This window comes from Pseudoalteromonas sp. 19-MNA-CIBAN-0066 (genome assembly GCF_040308705.1).
Lineage (GTDB): Bacteria > Pseudomonadota > Gammaproteobacteria > Enterobacterales > Alteromonadaceae > Pseudoalteromonas > Pseudoalteromonas nigrifaciens.
Genome location: NZ_JBEONZ010000011.1, coordinates 1 through 26,100 on the forward strand (window position 1 = coordinate 1; position 26,100 = coordinate 26,100).

Annotated in this window: 20 protein-coding genes and 2 pseudogenes; 11 read left to right on the top strand and 11 right to left on the bottom strand. The window is 38.0% G+C overall.

The features are described 5' to 3' along the window. Positions 1-6: 6 nt before the first annotated feature. From AAEZ18_RS08585 to AAEZ18_RS08595, 3 genes are all read right to left on the bottom strand, one after another. A complete protein-coding gene (locus AAEZ18_RS08585) occupies positions 7-963 on the bottom strand; it encodes a putative Ig domain-containing protein (RefSeq protein ID WP_197183111.1) in 957 nt (318 codons plus the stop codon). A gap of 98 nt (positions 964-1,061) precedes the next feature. Next, positions 1,062-2,165, bottom strand: coding sequence for an RNA-guided endonuclease InsQ/TnpB family protein (locus AAEZ18_RS08590; protein WP_350546504.1), 1,104 nt, complete (start codon positions 2,163-2,165; stop codon positions 1,062-1,064). An 879-nt stretch (positions 2,166-3,044) separates the two neighbouring features. After that, the gene (locus AAEZ18_RS08595) at positions 3,045-3,287 is read right to left on the bottom strand and encodes a type II toxin-antitoxin system RelB/DinJ family antitoxin (protein ID WP_350594425.1); all 243 of its coding nucleotides are present in this window, start codon (positions 3,285-3,287) and stop codon (positions 3,045-3,047) included. Between the two features lie 446 nt (positions 3,288-3,733). Here AAEZ18_RS08595 and AAEZ18_RS08600 point away from each other — a divergent pair, with 446 nt between their 5' ends. Both AAEZ18_RS08600 and AAEZ18_RS08605 read left to right on the top strand, forming a co-directional pair. Beyond that, a complete protein-coding gene (locus AAEZ18_RS08600) occupies positions 3,734-3,940 on the top strand; it encodes a hypothetical protein (RefSeq protein WP_024606882.1) in 207 nt (68 codons plus the stop codon). A gap of 87 nt (positions 3,941-4,027) precedes the next feature. Continuing rightward, a pseudogene (locus AAEZ18_RS08605) lies at positions 4,028-4,219 on the top strand (IS21 family transposase); the annotation flags it as partial. 29 nt (positions 4,220-4,248) lie between these two features. On the opposite strand, the pseudogene AAEZ18_RS08610 reads toward AAEZ18_RS08605, so the two are convergent. The 5 genes and pseudogenes from AAEZ18_RS08610 to AAEZ18_RS08630 form a co-directional block, all read right to left on the bottom strand. Further along, a pseudogene (locus AAEZ18_RS08610) lies at positions 4,249-4,461 on the bottom strand (type II toxin-antitoxin system RelE/ParE family toxin); the annotation flags it as partial. Between the two features lie 79 nt (positions 4,462-4,540). Further along, positions 4,541-4,780, bottom strand: coding sequence for a type II toxin-antitoxin system ParD family antitoxin (locus AAEZ18_RS08615; protein WP_008113998.1), 240 nt, complete (start codon positions 4,778-4,780; stop codon positions 4,541-4,543). A gap of 351 nt (positions 4,781-5,131) precedes the next feature. Further along, positions 5,132-6,523 (bottom strand): YfcC family protein, encoded by a 1,392-nt coding sequence (locus AAEZ18_RS08620; RefSeq protein ID WP_197182951.1) that lies wholly within the window; start codon positions 6,521-6,523, stop codon positions 5,132-5,134. Positions 6,524-6,525: 2 nt separating this feature from the next. Then, on the bottom strand, positions 6,526-7,374 hold the full coding sequence (locus AAEZ18_RS08625) for an N-formylglutamate amidohydrolase (RefSeq protein ID WP_197182952.1): 849 nt from the start codon (positions 7,372-7,374) through the stop codon (positions 6,526-6,528). Between the two features lie 59 nt (positions 7,375-7,433). After that, the gene (locus AAEZ18_RS08630; protein ID WP_231618030.1) at positions 7,434-10,133 is read right to left on the bottom strand and encodes a TonB-dependent receptor domain-containing protein; all 2,700 of its coding nucleotides are present in this window, start codon (positions 10,131-10,133) and stop codon (positions 7,434-7,436) included. Between the two features lie 130 nt (positions 10,134-10,263). Between AAEZ18_RS08630 and AAEZ18_RS08635 the strand changes: the two genes are divergently transcribed. After that, positions 10,264-11,196, top strand: a complete 933-nt coding sequence (locus AAEZ18_RS08635) for a LysR family transcriptional regulator (protein WP_352255283.1) — start codon at positions 10,264-10,266, stop codon at positions 11,194-11,196. A gap of 335 nt (positions 11,197-11,531) precedes the next feature. On the opposite strand, the gene AAEZ18_RS08640 is transcribed toward AAEZ18_RS08635, so the two are convergent. Then, positions 11,532-11,978 carry an Xre family toxin-antitoxin system antitoxin gene (locus AAEZ18_RS08640; protein WP_350594430.1) on the bottom strand — a complete coding sequence of 149 codons (447 nt, stop codon included), beginning with the start codon at positions 11,976-11,978 and terminating at the stop codon, positions 11,532-11,534. A gap of 427 nt (positions 11,979-12,405) precedes the next feature. On the opposite strand from AAEZ18_RS08640, the gene AAEZ18_RS08645 reads away from it, so the two are divergent. The 8 genes from AAEZ18_RS08645 (at position 12,406) to AAEZ18_RS08680 (ending at position 23,705) form a co-directional block, all read left to right on the top strand. Next, entirely contained in the window at positions 12,406-12,798 is a 393-nt protein-coding gene (locus AAEZ18_RS08645) for a hypothetical protein (protein ID WP_350594432.1), read from the top strand. A gap of 889 nt (positions 12,799-13,687) precedes the next feature. After that, complete coding sequence (locus AAEZ18_RS08650; protein ID WP_197108494.1) at positions 13,688-13,900, top strand: hypothetical protein; 213 nt, start codon at positions 13,688-13,690, stop codon at positions 13,898-13,900. A gap of 56 nt (positions 13,901-13,956) precedes the next feature. Beyond that, positions 13,957-14,430: a hypothetical protein gene (locus AAEZ18_RS08655; RefSeq protein WP_197108479.1), complete on the top strand. Its 474-nt coding sequence runs from the start codon at positions 13,957-13,959 to the stop codon at positions 14,428-14,430. 160 nt (positions 14,431-14,590) lie between these two features. Beyond that, the gene (locus tag AAEZ18_RS08660; protein WP_350594434.1) at positions 14,591-16,195 is read left to right on the top strand and encodes a site-specific integrase; all 1,605 of its coding nucleotides are present in this window, start codon (positions 14,591-14,593) and stop codon (positions 16,193-16,195) included. Further along, positions 16,188-19,073, top strand: coding sequence for a site-specific integrase (locus AAEZ18_RS08665; RefSeq protein WP_350594437.1), 2,886 nt, complete (start codon positions 16,188-16,190; stop codon positions 19,071-19,073). Before AAEZ18_RS08660 ends, AAEZ18_RS08665 begins: the two co-directional genes overlap by 8 nt. 9 nt (positions 19,074-19,082) lie before the next feature. Then, positions 19,083-20,324, top strand: a complete 1,242-nt coding sequence (locus AAEZ18_RS08670; protein ID WP_350594438.1) for a hypothetical protein — start codon at positions 19,083-19,085, stop codon at positions 20,322-20,324. Positions 20,325-20,743: 419 nt separating this feature from the next. Beyond that, positions 20,744-21,898, top strand: a complete 1,155-nt coding sequence (locus AAEZ18_RS08675) for an Arm DNA-binding domain-containing protein (protein WP_350594439.1) — start codon at positions 20,744-20,746, stop codon at positions 21,896-21,898. Positions 21,899-22,028: 130 nt separating this feature from the next. Beyond that, a complete protein-coding gene (locus AAEZ18_RS08680; protein WP_350594441.1) occupies positions 22,029-23,705 on the top strand; it encodes a hypothetical protein in 1,677 nt (558 codons plus the stop codon). Between the two features lie 161 nt (positions 23,706-23,866). Here the strand turns inward: AAEZ18_RS08680 and galU are convergent, their stop codons facing one another. Together galU and AAEZ18_RS08690 are read right to left on the bottom strand one after the other, a co-directional pair. Beyond that, the gene (gene galU, locus AAEZ18_RS08685; RefSeq protein ID WP_350594444.1) at positions 23,867-24,748 is read right to left on the bottom strand and encodes a UTP--glucose-1-phosphate uridylyltransferase GalU; all 882 of its coding nucleotides are present in this window, start codon (positions 24,746-24,748) and stop codon (positions 23,867-23,869) included. Between the two features lie 206 nt (positions 24,749-24,954). Next, the gene (locus tag AAEZ18_RS08690; protein WP_350594446.1) at positions 24,955-25,959 is read right to left on the bottom strand and encodes an NAD-dependent epimerase; all 1,005 of its coding nucleotides are present in this window, start codon (positions 25,957-25,959) and stop codon (positions 24,955-24,957) included. Positions 25,960-26,100 lie beyond the last annotated feature (141 nt).

Consider the following 26,100-nt stretch of genomic DNA (forward strand, 5'->3'; position numbering starts at 1 on the left):
ACCAGCCTAAAAAGGTAGCTTAGGCTTTCTTTTTGAAACTCCTTCAAAACGCGCAGCGTTTAGTGGGAGTTGTTCATGGGTAAAAGCGAATACAATTAAAATTAAACTGAACCAGCCTAAGCTACCACTATCATTATCATTATCATTATCACTAGAGTCTTCAACGGGTTTTTCAACAACAGGTGCAGCCACTACATTAATGCTAAATTGTTCTGTTACAGGCTGTGAAATTTCACCATCGGTAACAGATACGGCAATAGTTACCATACCAATATGTGCATCACCAGGCGTACCTGAAAAAGTTCTAGTGTCTGCTTCAAAACTCAACCAGCTTGGCAACTCTGTACCATCTTCTAATGTTGCAGAATAAGTCAGCTCATCGCCTTCATCAGCATCAGTAAAAGTTAGCGCATCAAAGGTAAAGCTATACGCAAGACCCGATTGTGCTTCCTGATCTGGAATTGCTATGTTGACTACGGGCGCTCTGTTCTTTTGAATAACAACAACTTGGGCACTCGCATTAACAGTTTCGTCATTAGCTAGCTCAACCACTACTGTTACCGTTTGCTCGGCAATATCGACAGGCCAAATTATCTGACCAGCTTGAGCAGCCAATTCAGTTGCAAGATTTAATTGACCACTAGCATGAACTAGTTTGACATTTAGCTCATCATTTTGGTCTAGTCCTGCAACATCCCAAGAAACTCTTAAGTTTTCACCATTAAAGACAACGTTTTCAGTGTTGATTAAAATGCTTGGTACTATGTCAACGACGACATCAAACATTACTTGCTTACTATCGATTGTAATATCAAAAGATTGAGCTTCAACATTTTCGCCTGAAACATCTAAACGATATAAACCTAAAGGTAAACCGTTAAAGGCAAATCGCCCGGCAAGATCGCTTAAAGTGGTGTTAATTAAATCAACCTGTATACCTTCAGCCGTGAATAGTGTTGACATCCTCCCCCACCTCGCTTCGCGCCCGACAAGTCGGGAAAGGAGGGGGATTCCTGTTTCATAGCGTATCGCTTTAAATTCAAAAGAATCTAAAGTCTTACTTACGCTCCACAGGCTAACACTGTCTGCCCGACAGCTTTAATATTCAGTGCCGCATTTATGTCGCGGTCTAGCTCGCTAGAGCATTGAGGACACGACCATTTACGGATATGTAACGGCAAGGAATCGACAACCTGACCGCAGCAATTACAGCGTTTAGAGCTTGGATACCACTTATCAATCTTAACTACAGTTCGACCGTACCACTCAGCTTTGTAGGTAAGTTGGCGCACGAACTCGCCCCAGTTGGCATCGCTAATTGCTTTAGCAAGTTTTCGATTCTTGACCATGTTTTTTACGCTCAGACTTTCACAGCTAATCACTTGATTATCGTTTATCAATTGGGAAGTCAGTTTGTGGGTGAAGTCGTGACGACAATCAGCAATCTTTGCTTGAACGCGAGCGACTTTCTTTCTGGCTTTGTGGAAGTTAGAAGAACCTTTCTTCTTCTTCGATAGCACACGTTGAGTCTTAGCTAGTTTACTAGCGTAACGCTTGGTGTGACGGGGATTTCCAGACTTGAAACCGTTGGAGGCAATAACAAGGTCAGTCAAACCTAAATCAATACCGACTGTATTTTTACTAATCGATAGTGGTTTTGGCTCGAAGCGACACAGACAAGATACAAAGTAGCGACCCGCACTGTCTTTGCTAATTGTAATGGTGGTTGGTTCGCTAGGCAGCTCTCGCGACCAACGAACATTTATAGGTTGCTTAGATTTAGCCATGAACAACTGACCATCAGTATATCTGAATGCTGCTTTGGTTAGTTGTGCGCTTTGTTTCGAGCGCTTCTTTTTGAAAGTTGGGTATTTAGCTCGACCCTCAAAGAAGTTCTTAAAAGCAGTTTGTTGGTTTCTGATTGCTTGCTGCAAAGGAACGCTAGAAACATCATTAAGCCAAGGGAACTCAGGGTTTTTCTTGAGTTCAGTTAGATAGCTTGATGCTTTGCTGTAGTTAATCTTGATTTGCTCATTGTAGTAAGCATCAGTACGCCAACGAAGAATAGAGTTGTAAACAAAACGCGTACAGCCAAACGTCTGTTCAAGTAAGGTTACTTGCTCAGGTGTTGGGTAGAACCGTTGTTTAACCGCTATCTCTTTCATGCCTTACAAGATACACAGTGTTTTCGTAAGATTCAAGCTCTATTGTTAGCGCGTTGCGCTAAAACCTTACATCCCCGACCTTTAGGACGGAGTTTTTCGGCTCAAATGATAAATATTCCCTTTTATCAATAATGAAACACCCCTAAATAAAAACATTTAGTTAACTTTTATTTGACATCTTGGAGCCTGATTAGGATATATCAGTATACTTTTTACAGCAAGCGTCGACAGAATATTTAGTTTTTGAGGTTGGTTTGGGCTTCCCAGCTTTCGCATCTTATCGTGTGGGTATCTCTTACACTTAATTATTCGCTTTTTAATCGTGGCAAAAAATTCAGCAATCGTATTATCATGATAATGCGGTTGACGCCTGAAGCTGCTGTAATTGCTCAAGCGAATCTGCTAATTTTCGTGATATGTTATTCATGTTTGCGCCCCTTTGTATAGCAATTTACCTGTGGCTATATTTTAAAAATATCCATGAACTATCAATATTAAAAAATACCAAAGCTATATGAATTTGTTGCGATATTAAAATTATGGCTAGTGTTATTAATCAGGTTCATAGTGATAGGTTAATTATGCTGAATTAGGTAGTGGCTTAGACGGCTTGGGGAATATATAGTTATCAGCAATTAATAATTATGGTGTATAAAACGCCAAAATGGGGTGAAGTCGATTTCCTCAAGTTTATAATGAGCCTGGTGTAACTGCCCTCTTTTAAATTTTAAAAAATACTTAGTAAGAAGAAAAGTAACACTACTGGCAAATTAGAGCCAAATCAAAGTAGCTACTCTTCTCTTAGTAATTCATTAATATTTACCATATGATTATTTAAAGGTGGTTCATTAGATATCGAGCATTAAATTTGCGTAATGTTCATAGGGTATCTAGCGAGGTTTTGACACCTATTTTGGGAGCAGCTAAACGCGCTTTTGCTACAGTAATTAACGCTTCATCCTCACTTGTCAGTAGCGCGGATTTAAACGGCAACGCCTCTCTTTGTGCAACGTATTCTAGTGTCTGCCTTAGTAGCTCTGACGGAGTTATACCTAATTTTTCTAGTGCAGCGTAAGAACGCTTTTTCACATCATCATCGACACGAAAACTTATAGTACCCATAACGACCCTGTATTTATATATTGATTTACTGATTGTATTAAATTTATACCAGAGTACAAGTTAAAATATATTTCTGACACCTCGTACGATATTCCCACAAAACAGAAGTTTACTTCCCTTTTAATCATAAAAATTGTAATTTTCGGAAGTATTCTTCCTGGGATGGTCATGAGTCTAATATTTCAATTGTTTGTAAGCGAGCATTTAAACAGTGCGCTTACGCTATTAATATCCATAATGAGAGATTAAGGCTAATAGCTTAAATAATTTGTGGCGGTAGGTAGTACCGACACATTAAATGCTTGTAAGAGGTTTTAGAAGTCTAAAGTGATCTAGTATCACAATGCTTAAACCGTTGACGACAAGAATCCCCTTGATTTATCAAGGGGTACTTCAACAAAAAAGAGAATAAGATTTCGTTTGCGCCTATTTATGACTTTGCGCCAATGAAAGCAGATCCTGAAATGGTAACGCGATTGTTTAAGTGGGGTGACGGTTTTGAACGTGGAGGCAAGGTAAACTTTTTGCAAGTAGCCGAGCAACTCTCACCTATGTGTGATCCAAATGAATTGATTGCATACCTTCAAGAAATAGCCAAAAGGCTCAAAAATCTGCCAACGCTACTTTTAGATGCCGGTTGCCCAAGTTATTAAGCGACAATTACGGTGGCCGGTCTAGCGACAATTATCTTGGCCGGTTTATCTGATAAGGTTCGGTACAGCAGAACGGAGGAGTTCACTGTGCCGGGAACACGAATCACTGATCAGCAGGTCACTATTTATATGAAACATAGAAAGCGTAATAGCCAAGTTATCGCGGCTGCGAAAGCAGGTATTTCTGAACGTTCAGCAAGGCGCATTGATAAACTGGATGAGCAGCCATTGTCTAATAAACGCCAATGGCGAACGCGTATAGATCCACTTGAGTCTATCTGAGACAGTATTGTTGGCCAGTTACGTTTTCAGAGAGCCCGGTGTATATCCATGCTTTTATGAAGAACTCGAATAATTACAACTTCTTTCTTGCCGAATTCTTTGTAATAGATGACATGACTCCCTTGCGGTCGCTTTCTATAGCCTTCTCTAATGTAATCACAAATATAACCTAGCTCTGGTTCTTCTGCAATTTGATGAAAAACGCTATCAAGTAATTTTAAATAGTCATTTCTCTGCTGCCTGCCCCAGTTAAGTTACGTGTAACGAGCGATTTTTATTAAATCTGATTTAGCTTTTTTAGATATATGAAATTTCATATCAATGATTTTCTTTATCTAAGTCACTCAATAGTGTGTCATATGAATAGTCAGCTATTCCGCTGTTTTCTCCCTCAACCAACATATTCCTTAGATTGTTCATTTTCAATTCTTGATCTTCTAAGGCTCTTAATCCAGCTCTTAGAACTTCACTTGCAGATCCATACCTACCAGTCTCTAATTGCTGACTAATAAATGAGTCAAAATGCTCACCTAATGTAACACTTGTATTTTTCGCCATGCCAACCTCCAATACCAATATTTAATATATTCTGGTATCAAAAACATATCAAGTCAATTAAGAAAGACAAAAAATGCCTCCTAACCCTACGTCGCTAAAGTATAAGCAACTATTTTTTAGCTTCTTATTAAGGCGGTATGGTTGAAATTTAAATCAAATAACCCCTTACTTTGAATAACGTAACTCGGTTCTTTGAGAAGTTCGACTTGCTCTGTAAACATAACTGAGCTGAATAGTTTTAAACTTTTAAAAATCACCTAGCAATTAAAAATCGAGCCTATAAATCACACGTTCATTAAGCTAAACATTCAACCATTATCAAAAATAGTTGAATGTTTAGCGCGTGTTGTTTTAAAAGTTGATGAACACCGACACTTGCAATAATACAATAGCAAGCACGATATAAATTAACCAAAGTGGAAAAATAAATTTAGCCCATTCGCCCCATCCAACTCGTGCGGTGGCTAGGTAGGCTAATAAAGTGCCTGAGGTAGGGGTAAGAATATTGGTTATACCATTACCAAACAAAAATGCGACTATCGTTGTTTGCTCAGATACGCCTGCTAAATTACCGATTGGCCCTAAAATAGGCATGCTTACGGCTGCTTGCCCCGACGTTGAAGGAATTAGAAAATCTAGCATTAATTGTGATACAAACATGCCTGTCGCAGCGAAGTAAGCATTACCTTCACCTATAAATGACATTAAAAAATGTACAATTGAATCTAAAACCATGCCTTGCTTTAGCACCACAGCAACTGCAGTTGCTACGCCAATGAGTATGCTAGCAAGTAACACTTTTTTCATTCCGTCAACAAACGCTTGCGCGGCTTGGTTTGCACTGAGACCTGAAATAGCAGCAAGCACCATACTAAGTGCGATATAATAGGCGCTTAGTGCATGGTGTTTCCAATGCCATTGTGTTGATGCATAAACTAATAAAGCAATACCACTAGTAAGAGTAAGCAATATGATGACATGGCGTGTTGATAGTTTTTCGCTATGAAAATGTACTTGCTCATTTTTAAAACCTTGGCGCTTAATCATAAAAAGTACAAAGCCAATGCCGACAGCTAAAAATGCTAGATAAAAGAAAAACCGTACACTTGCTCCACTGAAAATCTGTAGCCCGAGTAGAGGTTGAGCAATAGTTAAAGGTAATGGGTTTGTTACCGATGACAAATACCCTGCCTTTACTGCAACACATACAATAGCGAAGCCTATAATATTAGGTAACCCTAATCGGTTGGCCATGCCAACCATGAGTGGGATTATAAGTAAATATTCAGATGCTAAACCTAAAAACGTACTGCCTGCGGAGAATACGATCATGAGCAGAATAACGAGCACATAAATATTACCCTGTACTAAGCTCAGTAACCTTTCAAGCCCTGCATCTATCGTACCCGCCTTTGTAAGAATACCAAACATACCACCAATGATAAGTACCATAAATATTAACCCTGAGCCTTGTTCAAGGCCTGAAGGGATCGCCATAAATGTACCAATAATACTCACCGGTTCGGCTTTTACTAAATCCGCATCTTGATAATTGAATAGGTTTGATAACGACTTATCTTTATCAATAATATTATAACTGTTGGCAACTACCATATTGCCGTCTCTTTCATATACTCCAGAGTCAACAATATAAGTAAGTAGCGTAGCTAAAAACAAGATACCTAACAGTATGATAATAGGGTTCAAGCCCTTCTTTTCATTGCTATAATTTTTTTCGCTCATTATTATTTACCTACTTGAGCAGACACATAAGCAGCTAATTGTTGAGCCACAAAGGAAGTATCACGCTTAAATTGCTCATAATTTTCATTTTTTTCGAATTTTTTCTCATTCATATATAAAGCACGATTTACTTCTATTTGTACAGAGTGGCGATTTGCAGCAACATTACCGTAATTACTCACCAAATACCCGCCTTTATAGGGTGTATTTTTTACCACTTTATAGCCTTTATGAGTGAATGCTTGGGCAATCACATTTACAAATTCAGGATCTGCTGATTGGCCATCTTTATCACCCAAAATTATATCAGGACGTGCTATACCTGCATCGATGTTCATGCCATTCCCTACTGACTTCATAGAGTGACAATCAACATGCCATACACCTTGGTGTCGAGTGTATAAATCATCTAATAAAGTCTGCAGTTGGGTATGGTATGGCGAATAGTAATGATCAATACGATGGGTTACTTCTTCTCGCGTTAACTTTCTATCATACATGGCTTTTCCGGGTAAGGCGTAACGACGAATTAACCCCATGCCACGGTCGCTGTATTTAGTTGGTTTACATCGATCCCATGACTCATCTAATAATGCGGGATCAATATCATCTGGTGCACGATTTGGATCTATATACATACGTGAGAAATTTGCATGCAATAAGTAACCTCCCTTTCCAGTAATGGGTTGCCAAATATCGTCTATAAAGGCATCCCACCCCGACTTTATAAACTCTAAGGGTACTTGTGCATTAAAATCATCGGGGCAATGAATCCCGCTGTGTGGTGAATCGAACACCAAGGGTATTTCTTCTGACTCAATTGGGGTTAACAAACTGAAAGCCGACTTCATAAATTTATCTCCTAGTTATATAAACATAGCCTGCCCAAAAGCAGGCTTAACGACTTTCATTAAAGTGAGTAAGTGAGTTGCAAATACATATAACGGCCAACTGGATTATAGGTATTTTGATCAAAGTTAATATTTAAATTAGTTAACGAAGCAGGTGGCTGCTTATCGCCAAGGTTATTAACCCCTAATTTAACACCAAGGTTGTTTGCAAACTGATAACCACCAGAGATATTGTGATAGGTCACAGAGCCTATACCGCGAGGCTCTCCTAGAAATTGCTCAGTCGTAGAGTCGATATGACGAAGGTTATAATTAGCTGTCCATCCATTATATTTCCACGTACTTGAGAAAGTACCGCGCCATTCAGGGTAAGATTCACGTGATGCTGCAGTGCCTACTAAATCTTCCTGCTCTATTGAGCCATCAGACAGGGTCGTGTATTCAGTTAAAGTGTTTAATTTTGATACATTTGCATTGAACGACCAGTCACCAAAGTCTGTTTGCAACGTGTAATATGAGACAAAATCAATGCCTGAAACACGTGTCGCATTAAGATTAACCGGGCCATCTAAAATATCTATGATTTCACCGCTACTATCTCGCGTAATGGTGTCGCAATTTTTGTTTTGATAAGCACATAAATCAAGGTTATTTTGCGCACCAAACTCACTTATAGTGTTATTTATTTCGATCTCATACCAATCTAAAGTAAAGCTTAGGTTTTCAATAAGGTTAGATTCGTAAATCAAGCCTACGGTTTTGTTCTTTGAAGTTTCAGGTACTAACTGACGGTTACCGCCTGTTGTTACTTGTACGTTGCTAAATGGCTGCGAATAATCGGTTGGCACACCGCTGCAACCTGCTAAATTATTATCAGTAGAGCAAGGATCATTAACTGCTTTATAAGTTAAGCGTTCACCTTCAAAAAGTTCTAAAATTGAAGGCGCTCTGAAGCCTTCAGCCCAGTTTGCTCGTAAAGTAAGTTGCTCAAAGGGTGTATAAAGTAAGCCAACTTTGCTATTGGTAGTCGAACCAAACGTACTGTAATCTGAGTAACGTACCGCTAAACTCAGCTCTAAATATTCAGCGAGAGGCTTATCATCAAGAAGAGGAATGCTAAACTCTGCATAAGCTTCTTTTAAGTCGTATTCACCGGTAGTCCCTTCACGAGGTGAAGATGTGGTTGTTCTATAAGTGTTAATACGTGGATCTGAGTTGATGATACTGTCGGGTGTGTCTTCGCCCTTTTCTTTACGGTATTCAATACCAAAAGCTGCACCAATATAGCCTGCGGGTAGTTCATATAAAGAGCCGGTAATATTTGCAGTAAAGTCTAGTTGGCTAGCTTCATTTTTATCATGGCCAGTAAAGTTTATATAGTTAACCATGTCGTCGGTCAGTGGGGCAAAAATATTTACTGGCACACAACCTGAAACTAAGTCTGTCACATCGGCATCAATGCCTGTCGTATCACATGCACGTAAGCCTAATGCTAGCTTATCTAAATTCATTTGGTTATTAGAAGTAAATTCGCCTTTATTACTTGCCCATGATGCAAAGCTATCCCATGACCAGTCATTAGACAGTTCACCGTCTAATCCAATAGCAAATCGTGTTGTTTCAACTTTTTGCTCGTTGACTCGATAGCCATTATTCATAAAGAAAGCGTTATGTTTGAAGTCGCTACCAGAGAACTCAACCCCAAAAGGGTTTACCCTTGCGTCATCAGCAATAACAAAGCCGCGACTTCCTCGGATCGGAGATAGTGCGGGTGAAAACTGTTGATCTGATTCACGTGAATTATACAGCGCTTCAGCTTTAAAGTTTACTGAGCCTATTGGCATAACCAATTGTGTATATAATGAAGAACGCTCGCTAGGACCTGTTACATAGTTATTGTAATAACGATTATAGGTATCATCGCTATTCACTTTACGCCAGTTATCAATATTATTACCGTCCTTGCCTGGATTGCGAGTGATCCCCCCTGATGAAGGAGTAAGGCCGTTTACGGTCGCTAAATTATCTTCGAAAAAAAGCCCTTGCGGTGTCGCCGACGTTAATCCATTTAATGGAACCGCGGTTATATTTCTATCTTGTGTATAAATAGGCTTTTGATCAACATGGCTTGCAGCGAACATTAAGTTGGCATCGTTAATATTGACACCAGATAAAATATCAATATTGAACGTTTCTCTGTCGCTTTTAGTTGTTTCACCATAGGTAGTTTTTACTTCAAGGCCTTCATAGTCATCATAGGTATACAGGTTCACTACACCGGCAATAGCGTCTGCACCATAAATAGCTGTAGCACCATCTTGAAGTACTTCTACGCGTTTAATAATTGCTTGAGGAATCGTATTCATATCAACGAAATCACGAAAGCCGCGTGAACCGGCACCATTCACCCAGCGATGACCGTTAACAAGCACTAAGGAACGGTTAGCACCCAAATTACGTAAATTCAAACTAGATGAACCGTGACTAGAGCCTGCTGAGCCATTACCATTTAAGCTGGAGCCAACTGAAGGAAGTTCTTGTAATGCATCACCTAATGAGAGCGAACCATTAGCATTTAATGCCTCTAAATCAATATTTTGTATTGGACTTGCTGTCGCAGATTGGCGTTTAATACGCGAACCAGTTACTGCGATTCTTTCGACACTTTTTTCTGCCGTTACGTCTTCGGCAGATACAGTATGACTCGCAGTTAGGCATGCTGTAGCAATGGCGAGTGATATTACGGATTGCTTAAACATTAAACGTTCCATAGGTTGAGCTCCAAAAGTTTAGGTTATCATTTTATTAACCTAGACTTTACTATTTACTAAAGTGTATGCAATATTATACCTTTTAATCATTAGGCTATAACAATTCGTTATGAATGATATGCAACAGAACCAACAAAAAATTACTTTGAACAGCTTGGAAGCGTTTGACGCAGTAATAAAAACAGGCTCTGCAACAGGGGCTGCTAAATTATTAGGCTTAACTCAACCTGGTATTAGTCGACTTATTGCACAGCTTGAAAGTAAAGTTGGTTTTTCTTTATTTTATCGAGAGAAAGCACGTTTATTTCCTACTGATGAAGCAGTTGCCTTACATAAACAAGTAGAAACGTCGTTAGCAAGTGTGTACCGAGTGGAACAACTAGCAAAAAATATCCATCAATCGCATGTAGGCCATCTCAATATTGTTGCTCCTAGCAGTTTTGTTGCGGGACCTTTGGCCGAAGCCGTTGCATCATTTTTAAAAGATCACCCAAATGTAAAAATTAACTTAGATAGTCACAGTCCTGCTAGGGCTTGTGAGTTAGTTGCAAATAAAGCATTCGATTGTGGTTTTATACAGCTTCCTGAAAATCATGATAATTTACTTTGTGAACCTATAATTAGTAGTAATCTAGTGTGCGCGGTATCAAGTAGCCATCCTTTTGCTAATGCTCGAGAACTTCAGCCTGAAGATTTACGTGATGAAAGCTTAGTATTACTTGGACAAGGACGACATTCGCGTAGGAGAATTGAGCATGCATTTTTACAAAGCAATGTTCGCTTAAAAGTAAGAGTGGAAACACATACTGTACCCACTGCCTGTACATTGGCTAAACATGGGGTGGGTATTTCGATTGTAAACAAGCTGATAGCACAACAGTTTCAAAATGATGACTTAAAACTTATCCCTTTTAAGCCTGAAATAGAAATTGTTTATGGTTTTATTACTTCTACATCACCCCCCATGAATAGGCTGACTCAGACATTTTATGATCACTGTAAAGTGCATTTTAGTCAGTTCATGGATAGCTGTGGGTTAAGTGAAAAGTAAGCAAAGATGCTGTTGTCGATCGACTAAACATTTGGCAATATTCTTATAAAATAAGGGCTTCTTAGGCACGTGAGCATTTTAAACAAACTATCTAGCGTCAATTAACTTGGCCGACTTCACTACAATTATCTTAGCCGATTGGCTCCAAACTTTACTTGCTCTTATTGAGCGCTAAGGGCGTTCAATGTAACGGCTCTACTTAGTGTAGGTGTGAATACGGACATGAACGACACAAAGATACTTACACCCTCATGCTTACTACTTCTAGCTGTATATAATTAAAAGTAGTAAATATAACCGGTTAGCCTGAGGTCACTAACCACCAGTTCCACCCATTACGCAGTAAACCCATATTGCAGTCCGGTAATGATGCGGTGTATCAATTCACGGCCGCGAATTGTATTTATCATCGCGCGCGGAGGGTGATTATCAAACTGCATATGAGGCGTATCTAGCCACTGGCTCCAGCGTTTAACATCATCAAAATAAGCCACCCCGACCCCAGATAGTCTAGCTATCTCTAATGTATGTTCACTGATCTGTTTATTTAATGGCTTTTCTTTACTGCGAATTAACGTTCGCTCGGTTGTCCCTATTGCTTTTGCAATATCACTCACATTCAAGCCAATTAAATTAGCAAATGCACGAAGACCCGCTGTTGTAAGACCGGTTTGCGCTATTTCAATTTCCGCAAGCGGGTTTGAGCGAGCAGTTAATTTCCCACATGTAACAACAGCGATAAAGTCTGGGTTTTGCCCCCTATTTTGGTGAGTTGTTCTCATCTGTAACTTACCTCAATTTATATAGCTATCATTGACAACTATTCAACGCCACAATGTCGATCTGCTTTGCTCTGGTTCCGACGTACTTTAGAAAAATTATCATTAATAGAACTACCTTGCTCTTCAGTTGTAATATTAAACCAGCCTATTAAACTACAAAACCACCGTTTTTTTATGCCCGCGAGAGCCCTCCCCTGTGTCCAAGCACCTAGCTAAGACTGCTTCGTATAAAGCAATAGTCAATGTGATCCGGTCTTTTGCTGCAGGGCTTTTTTACTTTGTTACCTTATCCCTTAAAAAAGCTTTTTTCACTCATTAAAAAACAAAATAATTTTAAAACAGCAGCTTAACTAACTAGTACTTTTTCTGAAAGGATATCTGTCTTTGATATTTTGAATATTCAATTAAGCAAATAGCGAGTTTTAAAATGAATATCGAATTAGAAAAAGTAGGTGTAAAAACAGCCATAGAACATTGCCTCACTAACAGTGATGCGTCGCATTTTATGATAAACATTGTTAGTAACCATCCCCCACTTATTGAATACCTTAAAGCAGCTTTTGCATCTGAGAGTGTTCACATATTGGCTTGCGCGGACAGTATTAACATGAAGCACTTTTTTGGTGTTATTCGTACTGAACTTCAAGAGAAAAGTGATGTTCAGCTCATGATTGTTAGCCATGAACTGGGTTGGCCAATAATAGAGAGTTGCCATTTGAATTTTAATACTGTGAAAGCAATGAGTGATCAAAATGCTATCTACGCAGGTGATAACACTATTTACCATGGCCAGCCTTTCTATGATGGCGATGTTTTCTAAAGCTGACGTGTTTTTTAAATTGTAGACATATTGATCCGTGAATGCCTTCTCGGTTATTGCATTAACTAATAACTGAGAAGGCTCATTTATAGATTTATTGATCCGAGTTTACATATAAAAAAGACCTAATCTGCTTTTAGAAAAGTGAAACGGTGTCGTTAACTCTTAAAAAATCAAAAAAACAGTTTTTTATTAAAAAACAATAAAAAACTAACCAATTGAAATGTAATTAAATTACCCAATAGAAAAGCGATTTTTTTAAATGCGAAATTTAGAGAGTACAAAAAGGGGTGCTCTAATTTTAGACCCATTCAAAAAATCCCTTTACGATTTATCTTATTCACATTTTAGCTATTTGCTCATTTTGAACGTTTTTAGATGTTTATATTCAGCACTTCAAATAAGTAGGTCTACAAAGCAGGAGTTAATCGCCACAGCGGAAAGAGAATAGTTTTATCATGATTTAAGCGTGAACACGTTAATCAATAAAAATTGAAAAGGTAAATTTATGAAGTACAGAAAAGGTTTCTTTAACTTTGAATAATGTAAAAAAAGGGGGAGCTATTTGAGCATGCTTGTGAACTATTTGTCGAAATAATCACTTTCTCCTTTTTTTAAGAGCTTCTTCCATATATTAATGAGTAATACAAATAAACCAGTAAGAAAACAAAAAACAATATTTAAGCATTGTTTTTTATATTACAAAAAAGGTTTATTTAACTTTAAATAATACAAAAAAGCACCTTCTGAAAAAAAATGTCCATTTAAATGACCAAAATGCAGTTTTTTGATTCAGAAAAGTGCTTATAAGTGTAGTTTCAAATTTGAGCATAACGAAGAAGCAACCTAAAACAGGTTGCCAGTTTAGATTAAATTTACGGGGAAAATAATGAAACACAAACAAAAAGCTATTCCGCTTGCTAAGGCCAAATTACAAACTCACCCACTATTAGGAGAGCTGATTAAAAATGATATCGCGGATTTAAAAGTAAACCAGTGCATTAGTGAGTTACCCATTGAGGTAATACAAACGTTATTAGATTTACATCCTTTGAAGTGCACTTTTTCTATTTTTAGTAAAGCTCAGAGCAATATTAATTAATAACAAAATGAACATATCGATAATCGTAAAATTAAATTATATAGGGAGCTATTGTTGTGCCAAAGATTAAAAAACTACCGTTAAACGCGCTTGAATTGCAACAGCACCCAACGCTGACTGCTTTGGTATCAGACGAGAAATTTACGCAGAAAAAACTACCCGACATTCAGTTTCTTTCAATTGAACAGCTTCAATGTTTGCTTGATTCTAGCCCTATACCTGTCTTGAAGAGTAAAAAAGAAGGACAGTATATAGCATTAATTATTATGCCTCTGATCAAAATTATTCTCAGTCATAATGCAGCATTTAAGTTACATGCTTCATTCATTATTTATGATGAATCTGAGCCAGTAATATCCACCCTTGCGCTAATAAAGCCAGCACTACTTGCACCTGAATTTAAATCTTTACCACAGCAATTACACGGTCGGCATAACAACGCTAAGTCACTTAATTTAGCTGTACCCAGTAAAAAACAGCTTAGTCATTTAGCTCAAGTATCTCCGTCAAGTATTAGAGGAGGTAAATGAACCTGATAAAAACTGAATTCATTTGCATAATTTTTTGAATAAATTCCATGGGATTTATTCATGTTTTTAAGCGTCACTAGTGTGCTGAGGAAGGCCTACTATTTAGCTTTAAAGTTAACCAATTTCAATAACGAACAACCAGACGAGAAGTGTATAAACGATGAGTAATGAAGCCATAAAATCAAAAGAAAGATATAAAAACAGTGGAGCCCCATTCCCCAATGCTAGGCATTATGCTCTTAAGTTATTGACAGCTGTAATAAGATTAAAAAAACTATATAAACCATCACCAAGTACAAAAGTAACAGCATATGATCGCGCACTTTTTAACTTCTTATACCTATGGCTGTCTGATGCTCTCACGTCATGTAGAACAATCAAAGATATTCCAGATATCACCATTGTTAGTGGTAATAATCCTTGTCAACAACACAGTTTAAGGAGTGTCCGTAGAAATAACCCTTCATGGGTAGAATATGCTATTGCTTACCCAACTAAAGGCGGTATTAACTGGCAATGGCAACCTATTCCAAATGGTTTAAATCACTGGTTCTCTGATGCAATAACAAAAACGAAGCAAGCTAATAATTGCTGGGTGATGAGCCAAGCTGAGAAAGAGGTATTCTTATGTTTTATTAATGACAAATGGCGAACTCCTTCTGTATTAAAAGGAAAATACCTAGTTCGTAAGGATGTTTTGTTTAATTACTTCAAAAAAATGGTTCAATGCGATCCTAGTCTAACGACACCAGCAAAAGCAGTTTTACTTGGAGTTGATAACTTACATCATTCTAGTGCTTTTCATTATCAAAGACGCAGCAGTGACCAAATAAGATCTGATATTTTTATTGCCCAAACATATTACTTAGATCGACTCTCTAAAGCTGTCTATGAGCCTGAGCTATTAAAGCTGTTTAGCGCTGCAAAGCCTATTTTGCATAACGACTCTCAAATCATTCGCTATACGACCAAACAACAAGACTACCTATGTAGTACAGCAGGGAAAATACCTTCTTTATACTATGATATATCGACAGTAAAACGAGACTATATAAACACCCCGCCTATTTTTATAGGTTCAATACGGTATGTAAATGTTGATTCAGTACGTCGCTTTTTTCATGAACTTCACTTACAAGGCCAAAAGCTTGAGCAAAGTAAACATACGCTAGAAAGCTTACAGGAGCTGTATAACTTTAGAGTATATGAACTTGCATTATTATATATCGTATTAACAAGTACACGTCCAACACACGAAATTACATTTAAAAAAGAATATTGCTTCGATAAGCACTCTGTCATCATTTTTGATAAAGGTCGTTATCGTACTATTTGGTTATGTGAATATTTTCGTCTTGCATTATTACGCTACGAGTTTTTACTGCAAAACTTGCAACGTCATTCATCTACTACTTTTGACTCTCCATTAATGTGGTTTTTGATTGATGAAAATTTAGAGGTAAAGCCATTATCAGCAAAAATTTTGCGACCGTTTATGGCTAAGTGGTGGTCAAAAGCTAATCCAGGGGAAGTAAAAATAGTACCTTATCATCTACGACACTTTTTTGCCCAGCATGCATTAACATCATTATCCTCTACGCTCACGTCTCAAGACATAAGTCGACTTATGGGGCATGCAAATTATGGAGAACAACTAGGAAGCGATGAGCTATTTCCTATCGCACTAAATAAGTTTTGCTCTTTTTTAAATAAAATCCCTGAGTTTTTAAATTTAGCTGAGGTAAAAGGAGTAAATCATGGCTAAAAAAGCACTAACGGCTCAGACTATTATTACCTACCGTGTAGAGCTAGGTATGGATTGCGAGGAAACTAGTAACCTTCAGTGGATATGTGATCTAATTAACTCTTTGAATATTAATGAACGAGCACTATCGAAAGAGCAGCTCAACGAAATTAATAAACGAATTAAAAGTATACCCACAGGTAAACAACGAGTGCTTTTAAACGCACTTGATCACGTTTTATTTTATTTGAAAGAAATATGTAATTGGCAGTTACCAGAGGTAAAAGAGCAAGCTTTTACAGATGACTCAATGATATGGCTACTTAACATACATAAAAAAAATCTACGAGCTAGTCAATGTTTTTCCCGATATGAGTCACAACGTGAATCTTTTATAGTTAAGCGATGGCATGACTTAGGTTGGGTATTGCTTGTGTTGAACTTTGAAGTGGCACCGCTGCATTTATCGTACTGGCAAAGAATATTATCAACACCTACCTGTATTGAGTTTTTCGAAGGGCAATTTACACTCAAAGTGTCACACCCTAAACCTATTGCTTCATATGCAGATGAAAGCAACACGAGCTTCACACGTTACCCACTGCCAGCTTTCCCTTTAAGGGTTTTGCAAAACTTTTATAACTATCTCCCTGAGGAGGCGTTAACAACAAAATCATTATTGGATGCTATTAATCGTTGGGTAGATACTGAGCCATATTACTTCGCTGCAATGAGTCCCGCAGAATGGTTGCGTACTTTTCAATCATTCTGGCACCACCACTATGCTGTGCCACCAAGATTATTACGTAACTTAAGTGATCCTATGCGTCATGTATCGCCACTTGAATCCACAAAATCTCATACAATTGATACGGCAAAAGAAAATGTATTATTCATTCCCCCGATGAATAAAGCGGTTGCAGGGGCAGAAAAAAAAGCACTCGCCGATGCATGGCCTCATAAAAAACTTATTAAATACTATAAATTATCATCCCAAAAAAATGTTATGAGGCCTACTGCGCCAACTTGGGATGACGACAATATAATACCTAAACTGTTTTTTCATTTTACTGATGAGCTATTTAATGAAGGTGGGGTTCACAAAAAGACACTCCTTTCTCAAAGTATTGACCGCTATACAAACTTTTATAAAAGCTTAAACCCATTAAGCTTTGACGATGCCACGAACCCAGAAGCGTTACATTGTTGGGCACATAAAGAGTTCGAACGTTTAGATGAAAAAACAACACCGTGGCATTTATATAATTTCCTTCGCAGTGCAGCACATCAAGAGCTCACTGATGAGTTAGATCTAGAGCAATTCGAGCGCCCTGAGCAGCCTTCTCTTGTTGATCCATTTTGCTTAAATGTGTCTCAGATAAACAGCACCGTAGAGCTATTACTTTCTTCAAAAAATGGGCATGCTATGCAACGACTATTTGCCAGCATAGCAGTCATCTTAGGGTATTACGGAGCTATGCGAAGAGGCGAAGTTTTAAGGCTTTGCTTAGGTGACATTACTATTATAAACCCACAAAAAAAGCAGCTTTTTAGTATCGCTATAAGAAATACGCCAGAGGGGACGACTAAAAGTAAAAAGCCGAGAATAATTACTGTATTTATGCCAGAGCCGGCAGCCAAACTTATAGGAATATTATTAGAAATCAAAACAGGCTGCGATGACACGAAGCCTTTACTCGCTTTTGAACACGAATCTATAGGCTTGCGTTCAACCTATTATATCTACCCTGTAACTCAAGCACTAAAAGCACTATTCGGTCCTAAAGTACGTTTCCATCATTTGCGTCATGGTGGTGCTGAATTACTTTACTTACAGGGATTACATCTCGCTTATCAACGTCAAGGCTGTCACTTATCAAATATCCTTCAAGATGAAGCAACAGAGGCAATGCTATCTAAAGAAAGCTGTTTAGCACGTTTTGACTTTTGGTTAGAAGGCCGACCATTTGACGAAATGAATACCGGGTTATTATTAGACACTATAGCAAAGGAGCTGGGACACTCTAGCTACGCAACGACTCGTCGTCATTACCTTCATGGTATGGAAAAAACAATTACATTACTCAAACCTGCTTATCGTCAATACTCACGAGCAGAGCTTCGCTATATATTTGATATCCCTGTAGATTCAAATGATATTTCGCGTATTTTAAACTCACTTAGCCAAGAGTACTCATTACTTAGTAGTGAGGATAAAAAGAAGTTTCAGCCTGAGCTACCAGAGAGCCAAATTATAAAAAAACTGAAATTAAATCCCCTCATGGGAGGTAAAGTTACTACGACCAATAAACAGCCTTCTACATTTAATAAATGTGATTTTAAAACTATATGGAAGAGCTCGTTACCTGAAGATTTTATCGATAAAAATACGAATACGTTTAATTACTTTTGTAAAAAAGTATTTGAAGCACTAAATAATAAAACCTTAGACTTTAAAACAGCCAATATTCAGTGGCGTCAATTAGCAAAAGGACAATATTTTAACTTTGCCTCTAAAGAGCTAAAAGCGCTTAAAGCATTGGGTAAACCTAAAGTAATTCTTCACACACCAAAGGATAGATCAAATATCGAAACCCTTGATATTCAATTTTCGTGTAAATGCAACCAAAAGACATTGCAAGCTTTTAAAGCCCTTTGCCACAAAGGGCCATTAAAGCATTACACGGCTACTTTTTTACTAATCCAAAATAGAAAAAGTATTAACAGTAATAAATTAAATATGGTTAAGAACCAGTTTTTACGTAAAGGCGATAATTTAAACTGGCATAAAACGCCTGGTGGGAACACTCAATTAATTATCACACTGAAAACACTCATTCCTTCGACATTGCTAGCGCAAACGTTGGAACAATACTTTTTAAATATAACCTTAAAATAAGGGTAACTAATGATGGCAAAAATAGTTCTTAAACCAAAAGAGCAAACTTCGATAAGTGATTTTTTAAAGAGCGTAATAAAATTAGATGCTGAAGCTCGGATTTCATTTATTATCAATGATAAAACATGCAAAATAATTATGGGGACAGGTGATAGCATGCAAATAATCAGTCTAGATGTTGAAAAAGATTGGTTATTAAAAGATGGACAGTGGAGTCTATCAGCAAGTAGCTTTAAGCAGTGTTTGAGCCTCCATTTACAACAGACCAATATTGAAGTCGATATCGAGTACACTTCCAAAAACCCCTACCCACACGTTGACACCCTAACAAAAGGCGAGTCACGTATATATATTCTAGCTAAAGAGATAGTGGCAGAACACCTTGATTTTTTAATGTTTGTTGAACAAGCAAAGAAGCTAACAATACCAACAGCCTCAGCAATAGAAATGGCCAATATCGCAAATTCATATACGCCTTACGATTCATTTGAAACAAATAAAGCAGAATCGAAAATTCGTATCGAACGTGACAACAGAATTATCCCATTTGATGTTCCTGAAGGGTTTACACCAAAATTTGACTTATTATTGAATAAGGATGGCGTTGAAAACTTAAAAAACCTCGCTCTATCAACTAAATCCGAAACTGTGACTATATATACTGATGATGAACGAGCAGTATTTAGTGATGGTCATAACGTAATATCCAACTCGTTACTTTCTTTACGTGATTATGCTAATAAAAAAGAAATAAACTACGTCGTTGAGCAAAAGCTTGTTATCAGTATCTATACCTTAAAAGATGAAATTACAAGTTATCGTAATATGGGCATAGTAAAAAAAGCAAACGAAGCACTATTGTACATAGACAGTAATTGCGTAATGTTAGCTGGGTTAACTGAAGAAACTGGCGGTAATTGTTTTTTATCCACACAGCATATCAAAGAAACATCGTCTATGATTTACCGCATTAACTTAAGTGCACTTTCAAAAGTGAAAATTAGTGATATCACAACAGCTAAGCAAATCAAGTTGCAAATGTTGTTAGATGAAGATGGAAAACGTAGTCTCGGTTTTTATAGCGATAAAGACTCTGTCAATCCATATCAATGTATTGATGATATTGAACTTGCACCTGAAAAAATGAACAAGGTAATAGAAGCTAAAAAAGCATTGGAGAAAAAACTTGGGAAACGTGGGGAAGACTTTAGTGATCCACAACTTCCTGGTATGGGGTTTGATGATGTTTAAATTATCTACTAACGCTAATGTGTTTATGTTGGGCGCATTAGCGTTAGTCACTCACATTGTTTGCTAAAATTTCAAAATCGACAAATTAACAACAAAACACTGGACAAATATACAGCGCTTGCTATATTTAATAGTGAAATTTTGAACAATTGTGAATTTAATGCCTAAAGCGTAACAGCATAGTGGTATTAACACAATTGGGAACAATACCAATTCGCTTAATTAAGTAATACTTCAGATTGATTACGTATTATTGCGGGTTGGTATCTTATAAGCAGTTGGGGTAAAGAGGCGGCAACCTCCCTACCCCGTACCGGCTGCGCTGACTTTAAACCGACCCAGCCGATGATCCAATTCTAACGAATTCCATCGGTGAGGGATAGATCTATTTATAGATCCATTAACTGATGGAGGCCTTTATGGCTCACATTCGCATTCGCCCCAATGGGCGTATTCAATTTGATTTACACATTTATGGGCAGCGCTTTCGTGAAGGCACTAAGCTCATGGCAACCCCTGTTAATATTAAAAAAGCCAATGCAACGCTTAAAAAAATCAATGCTGAAATTGACTTAGATACGTTTCAGTATCGCGATTACTTTCCTGAAAGCAAAAAAGTGGCTAAGTTTGAAGCTTTGCAACGCGCTAAAGATCCCGATCGCCTTTATCCATTTTTTAACGATTACGCGAATGAATGGTTCGATCGCCAAAAAGCAAAATGGAAAAGCAGCTACCAAAGCGTGGTACGTAATACGCTCGACCGTTACCTTATTCCTGAGTTTGGCAATATATTAGTTAATGAGATCAAATTAGCTAATGTCGACTATTTTCGCGAAAGCTTAATGATATGCGATACCAAAGGGGCCCGTAAACTTTCTAATAAACGCATTAACGGTATTTTATGGCCGTTTGTGGCTATTTTAAGTTTAGCCGCCGAAGAGCATGACTTTACTTACCCATTACGCCGCTATAAAACCTTAAAAGAAGAACGCGCTAATTCACTGCCACTAACCGCAGATGAAGTACAACGCTTTTTAGAATGTACCCCTACACAATGGCGTGATTATTTTACCGTGCGATTTTGGACCGGTATGCGTAGCTGTGAAATACACGGCCTGCGCTGGGAAGATATCGACTTTAATCATCGCCTTATTCGTATTCGCCACAATTGGGTTAATGGTGAATTGGGAGATGTAAAAACACCTAAGTCGCGCCGCGACTTAAAAATGTGTAATACACTCTTTTCGCTATTTAAACGCTTACAAAAACAAACAACCAGTGAATTTGTGTTTACTCACAAAGGTAAACCGCTTGATACCCACTTTGTAAGTACTCAACTGTGGTACCCCACACTCAATAACGCGGGGCTTGCACGTCGCCGCCCTTACGAAACACGCCATACCGCTGCTGTACTGCATATCGCAGCGCACGAAAACCCACTCTACATTTCGCACATGCTAGGCCACAGCGACACACGTTTATTGTTTGACGTATACGCACCCTATGTTGCCAATGCGTCAAGGCAAGATGGCTTTGCGTTTAATGAAATGATGATTGAACGCGGGATTGCATAAAGCACACACAGGTAATGGCTATGCGTTTGCTTGCTTAACGCCAAACAAGCGCATGCCACACCTATACCATTTAATACTCATACCGCGCTTATGCGCATTTAATTTACTACTAACCCAAAAGAGGTTACTTATGATTTGCAAACAATGCCCAGGTAATACGTTGGCGTACCCATCAACTAAAGAATTTGAGGTAGATTTAGACGTGGCTCAAACTGCGTTTGCTAAGCTAATGGATATGCCATTAAAGCAGCTCAATAAAAGCCAATGGTATGATGAATTTAGTAACAGGATGATGTTTCAGCCTATTATTGGTTTGTTTAAACAGTACGAGTGCACCATTCCTTACTCTGCCTCTAGCCATAAGCGGGCGTGTCAAAAACACATTACACAATTTTTAGGGTATACCAAAAAGCCCTCAAAGCCGCGTCGGCGAATGTTGAGCTACTTATCTCAGTATATTACTAAAGAGGGCAATATTACGCTGTGCCCTTGTGCCTTAATAGCGCAAAAAACAAACCATGCAGTGCAGCTTCAAACAACGTTACAGCATAAATTAGATAACATACTTGATAATAGAAGAGTCGCAGATCAAAACTTATTATCGTTAACTGTTGAAGTGAATTATGTTCACTCAAAACGCGATTATCGCTATACCTTAATCGCTGAATTTTCAGAGGCAAGAAATAAAATTGAAAAGCGCATAGCCGAAACATCCACTAAGTTACTCAAATATGCAAAAAATATACAGGCGGTGTCTTATGATCTTGAAGACATGAACACACCTCAAAAAATTAAAACATTTAAAGCAAGCGTGAAAAAAGAGCTACAAAGATTTAGTGATGCAGCGCATGTAACTGATATTAAAGTATACACATCTGATTATGTTCCTGAGTATCAACGCCCAGACTTTAAAAACTATATTAAACAAAAAGATAAGTACATCATTGATATTGTTATTGCCGATTACTTTATAGCACGCACAACATTGTCTTCACTTAGAAAAAGACAAGACGGTGCAAAGGTGTGTGACATGATAAGCAGTGATGCAAAAATTATTAACGACTTATACCGAATTTCAAATAAGTTTAAACTATACCCTATATGGTCGGTACAGGTAGAGCGTGGTGAAAAAGAAAGCACAGGTAAGCAACGCATTCATGCTCACATTACATACACTAATGGTGAAACTGACTACGTGAGGAATTTTTCAAATTACCCGGGGGTCGACCAGCCTACATTACTACTGCCAACAGCTGATAAGAAAATAAAAAGCGTGCCGGCTTATAGCCCTTTTTCGCATACCCATATTATTTTTTATGTATGGAGCGGTATTATTCAAACCAAAGGTACTAGGGAGGTTATTTATAAATTTGGCATAAGTCGTTTTGATTGGGCCGATAAGCAAACATATACAGTCGATGAGTGTGTGCAATCGGTCATGAACCGACAATTAAACTACTGTCGCTCACATAATCTTGTTGCTAATGAGATTAACATTGAGCTTATTTCAACCCCTATCCCGTTTAGCGGTAATTGGGGGGATAGCGCATTAGGCCAATTAGAATATTGGCTTAAAAAGCCTGAAAACAATCCGCTATTAATACGCAATGATATGTCGGACGACTATAACGTGACGAACACAAATTCAACAGAGTTAATGTGTGACGATAGGCTTAGGCAGCTGTTTGTTATTCCGTTTATTAAAAATTACATTAATACTATGGAGAGTGAGCAGCCTATTACCTTTATTGATTTAGATAACGGTGAGTGTGAGGGTTTTGCTGTTCCTCGTGGCAACGACGATTAATGTTAAATGGCTATTTGGCGAGGTTTTATTTAAGTAAGTGAATATCATATCAGCCCGTTAAGTAACGGGCTGATATGATTTATACGTTATAGTTCTTAGTAGTTAAACGGCTGTTTTCTGAACTACAAAAAGTGGCTACAATTATTTTTTTACAGCCAACCCTAATTTACAAGCGATTTTAAATGTTCAGTAAACTCATCACCTAAACTTTCATGGCGCATGCTGTATTCTACAATAGCTTTTAAATAACCGAGTTTGTCGCCACAGTCATGTGAGCGGCCACTCATATGAAACGCTTCTACTGTTTCCTGTGCTATTAGTGCATCAATCGCATCGGTAAGCTGTATTTCGCCACCAGCGCCAACATGAGTTTTAGCAAGTAGCGGCCAAATATTTTTACTTAATACATAGCGGCCAACAACAGCTAGGTTTGAAGGTGCAACATCAACATCTGGCTTTTCAACCATGGCATTTATAGCGGCACTTTCACCTGGGGTTAGTTCTACCCCGTTAATATCAGCGATACCGTATTTGCTTACATCTTCCTGTGCTACAGGCTCAAGCATAATTTGGCTTGCTTGCGTTTGGTTAAAACGGGTAATCATAGCAGCTAAATTTTCAGTTTTTTGGTTAGCGGTATAAGCATCGAGTATTACATCTGGCAATACCACTACAAAATCGTCATCACCAATAATAGGCTTGGCGCACAATACAGCATGGCCTAAGCCTTTAGCTTCACCTTGTCGTACATGCATAATGGTTACATCAGGTGGGCAAATAGAACGTACTTCATCAAGTAAAACACGCTTAACGCGCTTCTCTAATGTAGCTTCTAGTTCAAAGCTAGTATCAAAGTGATTTTCAATCGCATTTTTAGAGCTGTGCGTTACTAATACAATTTCTTTAATGCCTGCAGCAACACATTCGTTAACTATGTACTGTATAAGTGGCTTATCAACCAAAGGCAACATTTCTTTAGGAATGGCTTTGGTCATAGGTAACATACGAGTGCCTAAACCGGCAACAGGGATAACAGCTTTCAAGGGTAGTCCTTTAATTTAATTAATCGTTTTAATATTTTTATAAATTAACAGCTAAGCAATATATCTAAGCTGAATAATTTTATCTTTTTAAAAGTACTATGTAATATAAAACAACATAGCAAAAAACAAAAAGACCGAGTCCAAATTAGACTCAGTCTTTTTAACGTTTAGTTTTAACAGCTATATTTTATATTAATTTAAACTTTTTATTTATTGTAAAACTCTTTATACCAAGTAATAAACTCAGCAACACCCTCTTTAATGCCTACTTGTGGTTTGTAATCAGTTGCGGCAAATAAGTCTTGGGTATCAGCATAGGTTTGGTATACATCGCCGGGCTGCATTTCACGGAAGTTTTTCTTGGCTTCTATACCCAGCTCATCTTCAATTGCCTTCACAAAATCCATTAAGCTAATGGGTGAGCCATGACCTATGTTATATACAGCGTAAGGCGCTGAACTTGAAGCAGGCGTACCTTGCTCTACCGTCCATTGCTCATCACGCCCAGGTAAAACATCAGCAATACGCACGACGCCTTCAACAATATCATTTACATGGGTAAAATCACGCCACATATCACCATTGTTGTTAATATCAATGGTGTCGCCATCTAATATCTTTTTAGTAAAGATAAACGGTGCCATATCTGGACGGCCCCACGAGCCATACACGGTAAAGAAGCGCAAGCCAGTTGTTGGAATATCGTATAAATGCGAGTAGCTGTGCGACATCAACTCATTGGCTTTTTTAGTCGCTGCATACAAAGAAACAGGATGTTCAACTGAGTCAGAAGTCTCAAAAGGAACTTTAGCATTTAGGCCATACACAGAGCTCGATGATGCATAAACTAGGTGCTTCACTTTTGTTTGGCGACAGCCTTCAAGAATATTAAGATGGCCCACTAAGTTAGAATCAGCGTAAGCATGTGGGTTTTCAATTGAATAACGCACACCAGCCTGTGCCGCAAGATGAATGACGCGGTCAAACTGCTCTTGCTCAAATAAATTAGCCATTGCTGGACGATCTGCTAAATCAACCTTTTTACACTCAAACTGCTCATGCTTAATACGATCAAGGCGTGCAAGCTTAAGGTTAACGTCATAGTAATCATTTAAGTTATCAATACCGACAACTTGATGTCCTGCAGCAGTTAGTTTCTCTACAACCGCACTACCAATAAAGCCAGCTGCGCCTGTTACTAAATATTTCATAATATTCCTTTATATGTAAAAGGGTAAAGAGGTATCGAACGTCAAACAATAAAAACTAGTTACTAGCAAAGAGTCGTTTAATTACGTAATAAGCTGTGACTGATACCTAAAACTGTATATCCAAATTACTATAGCTAAATA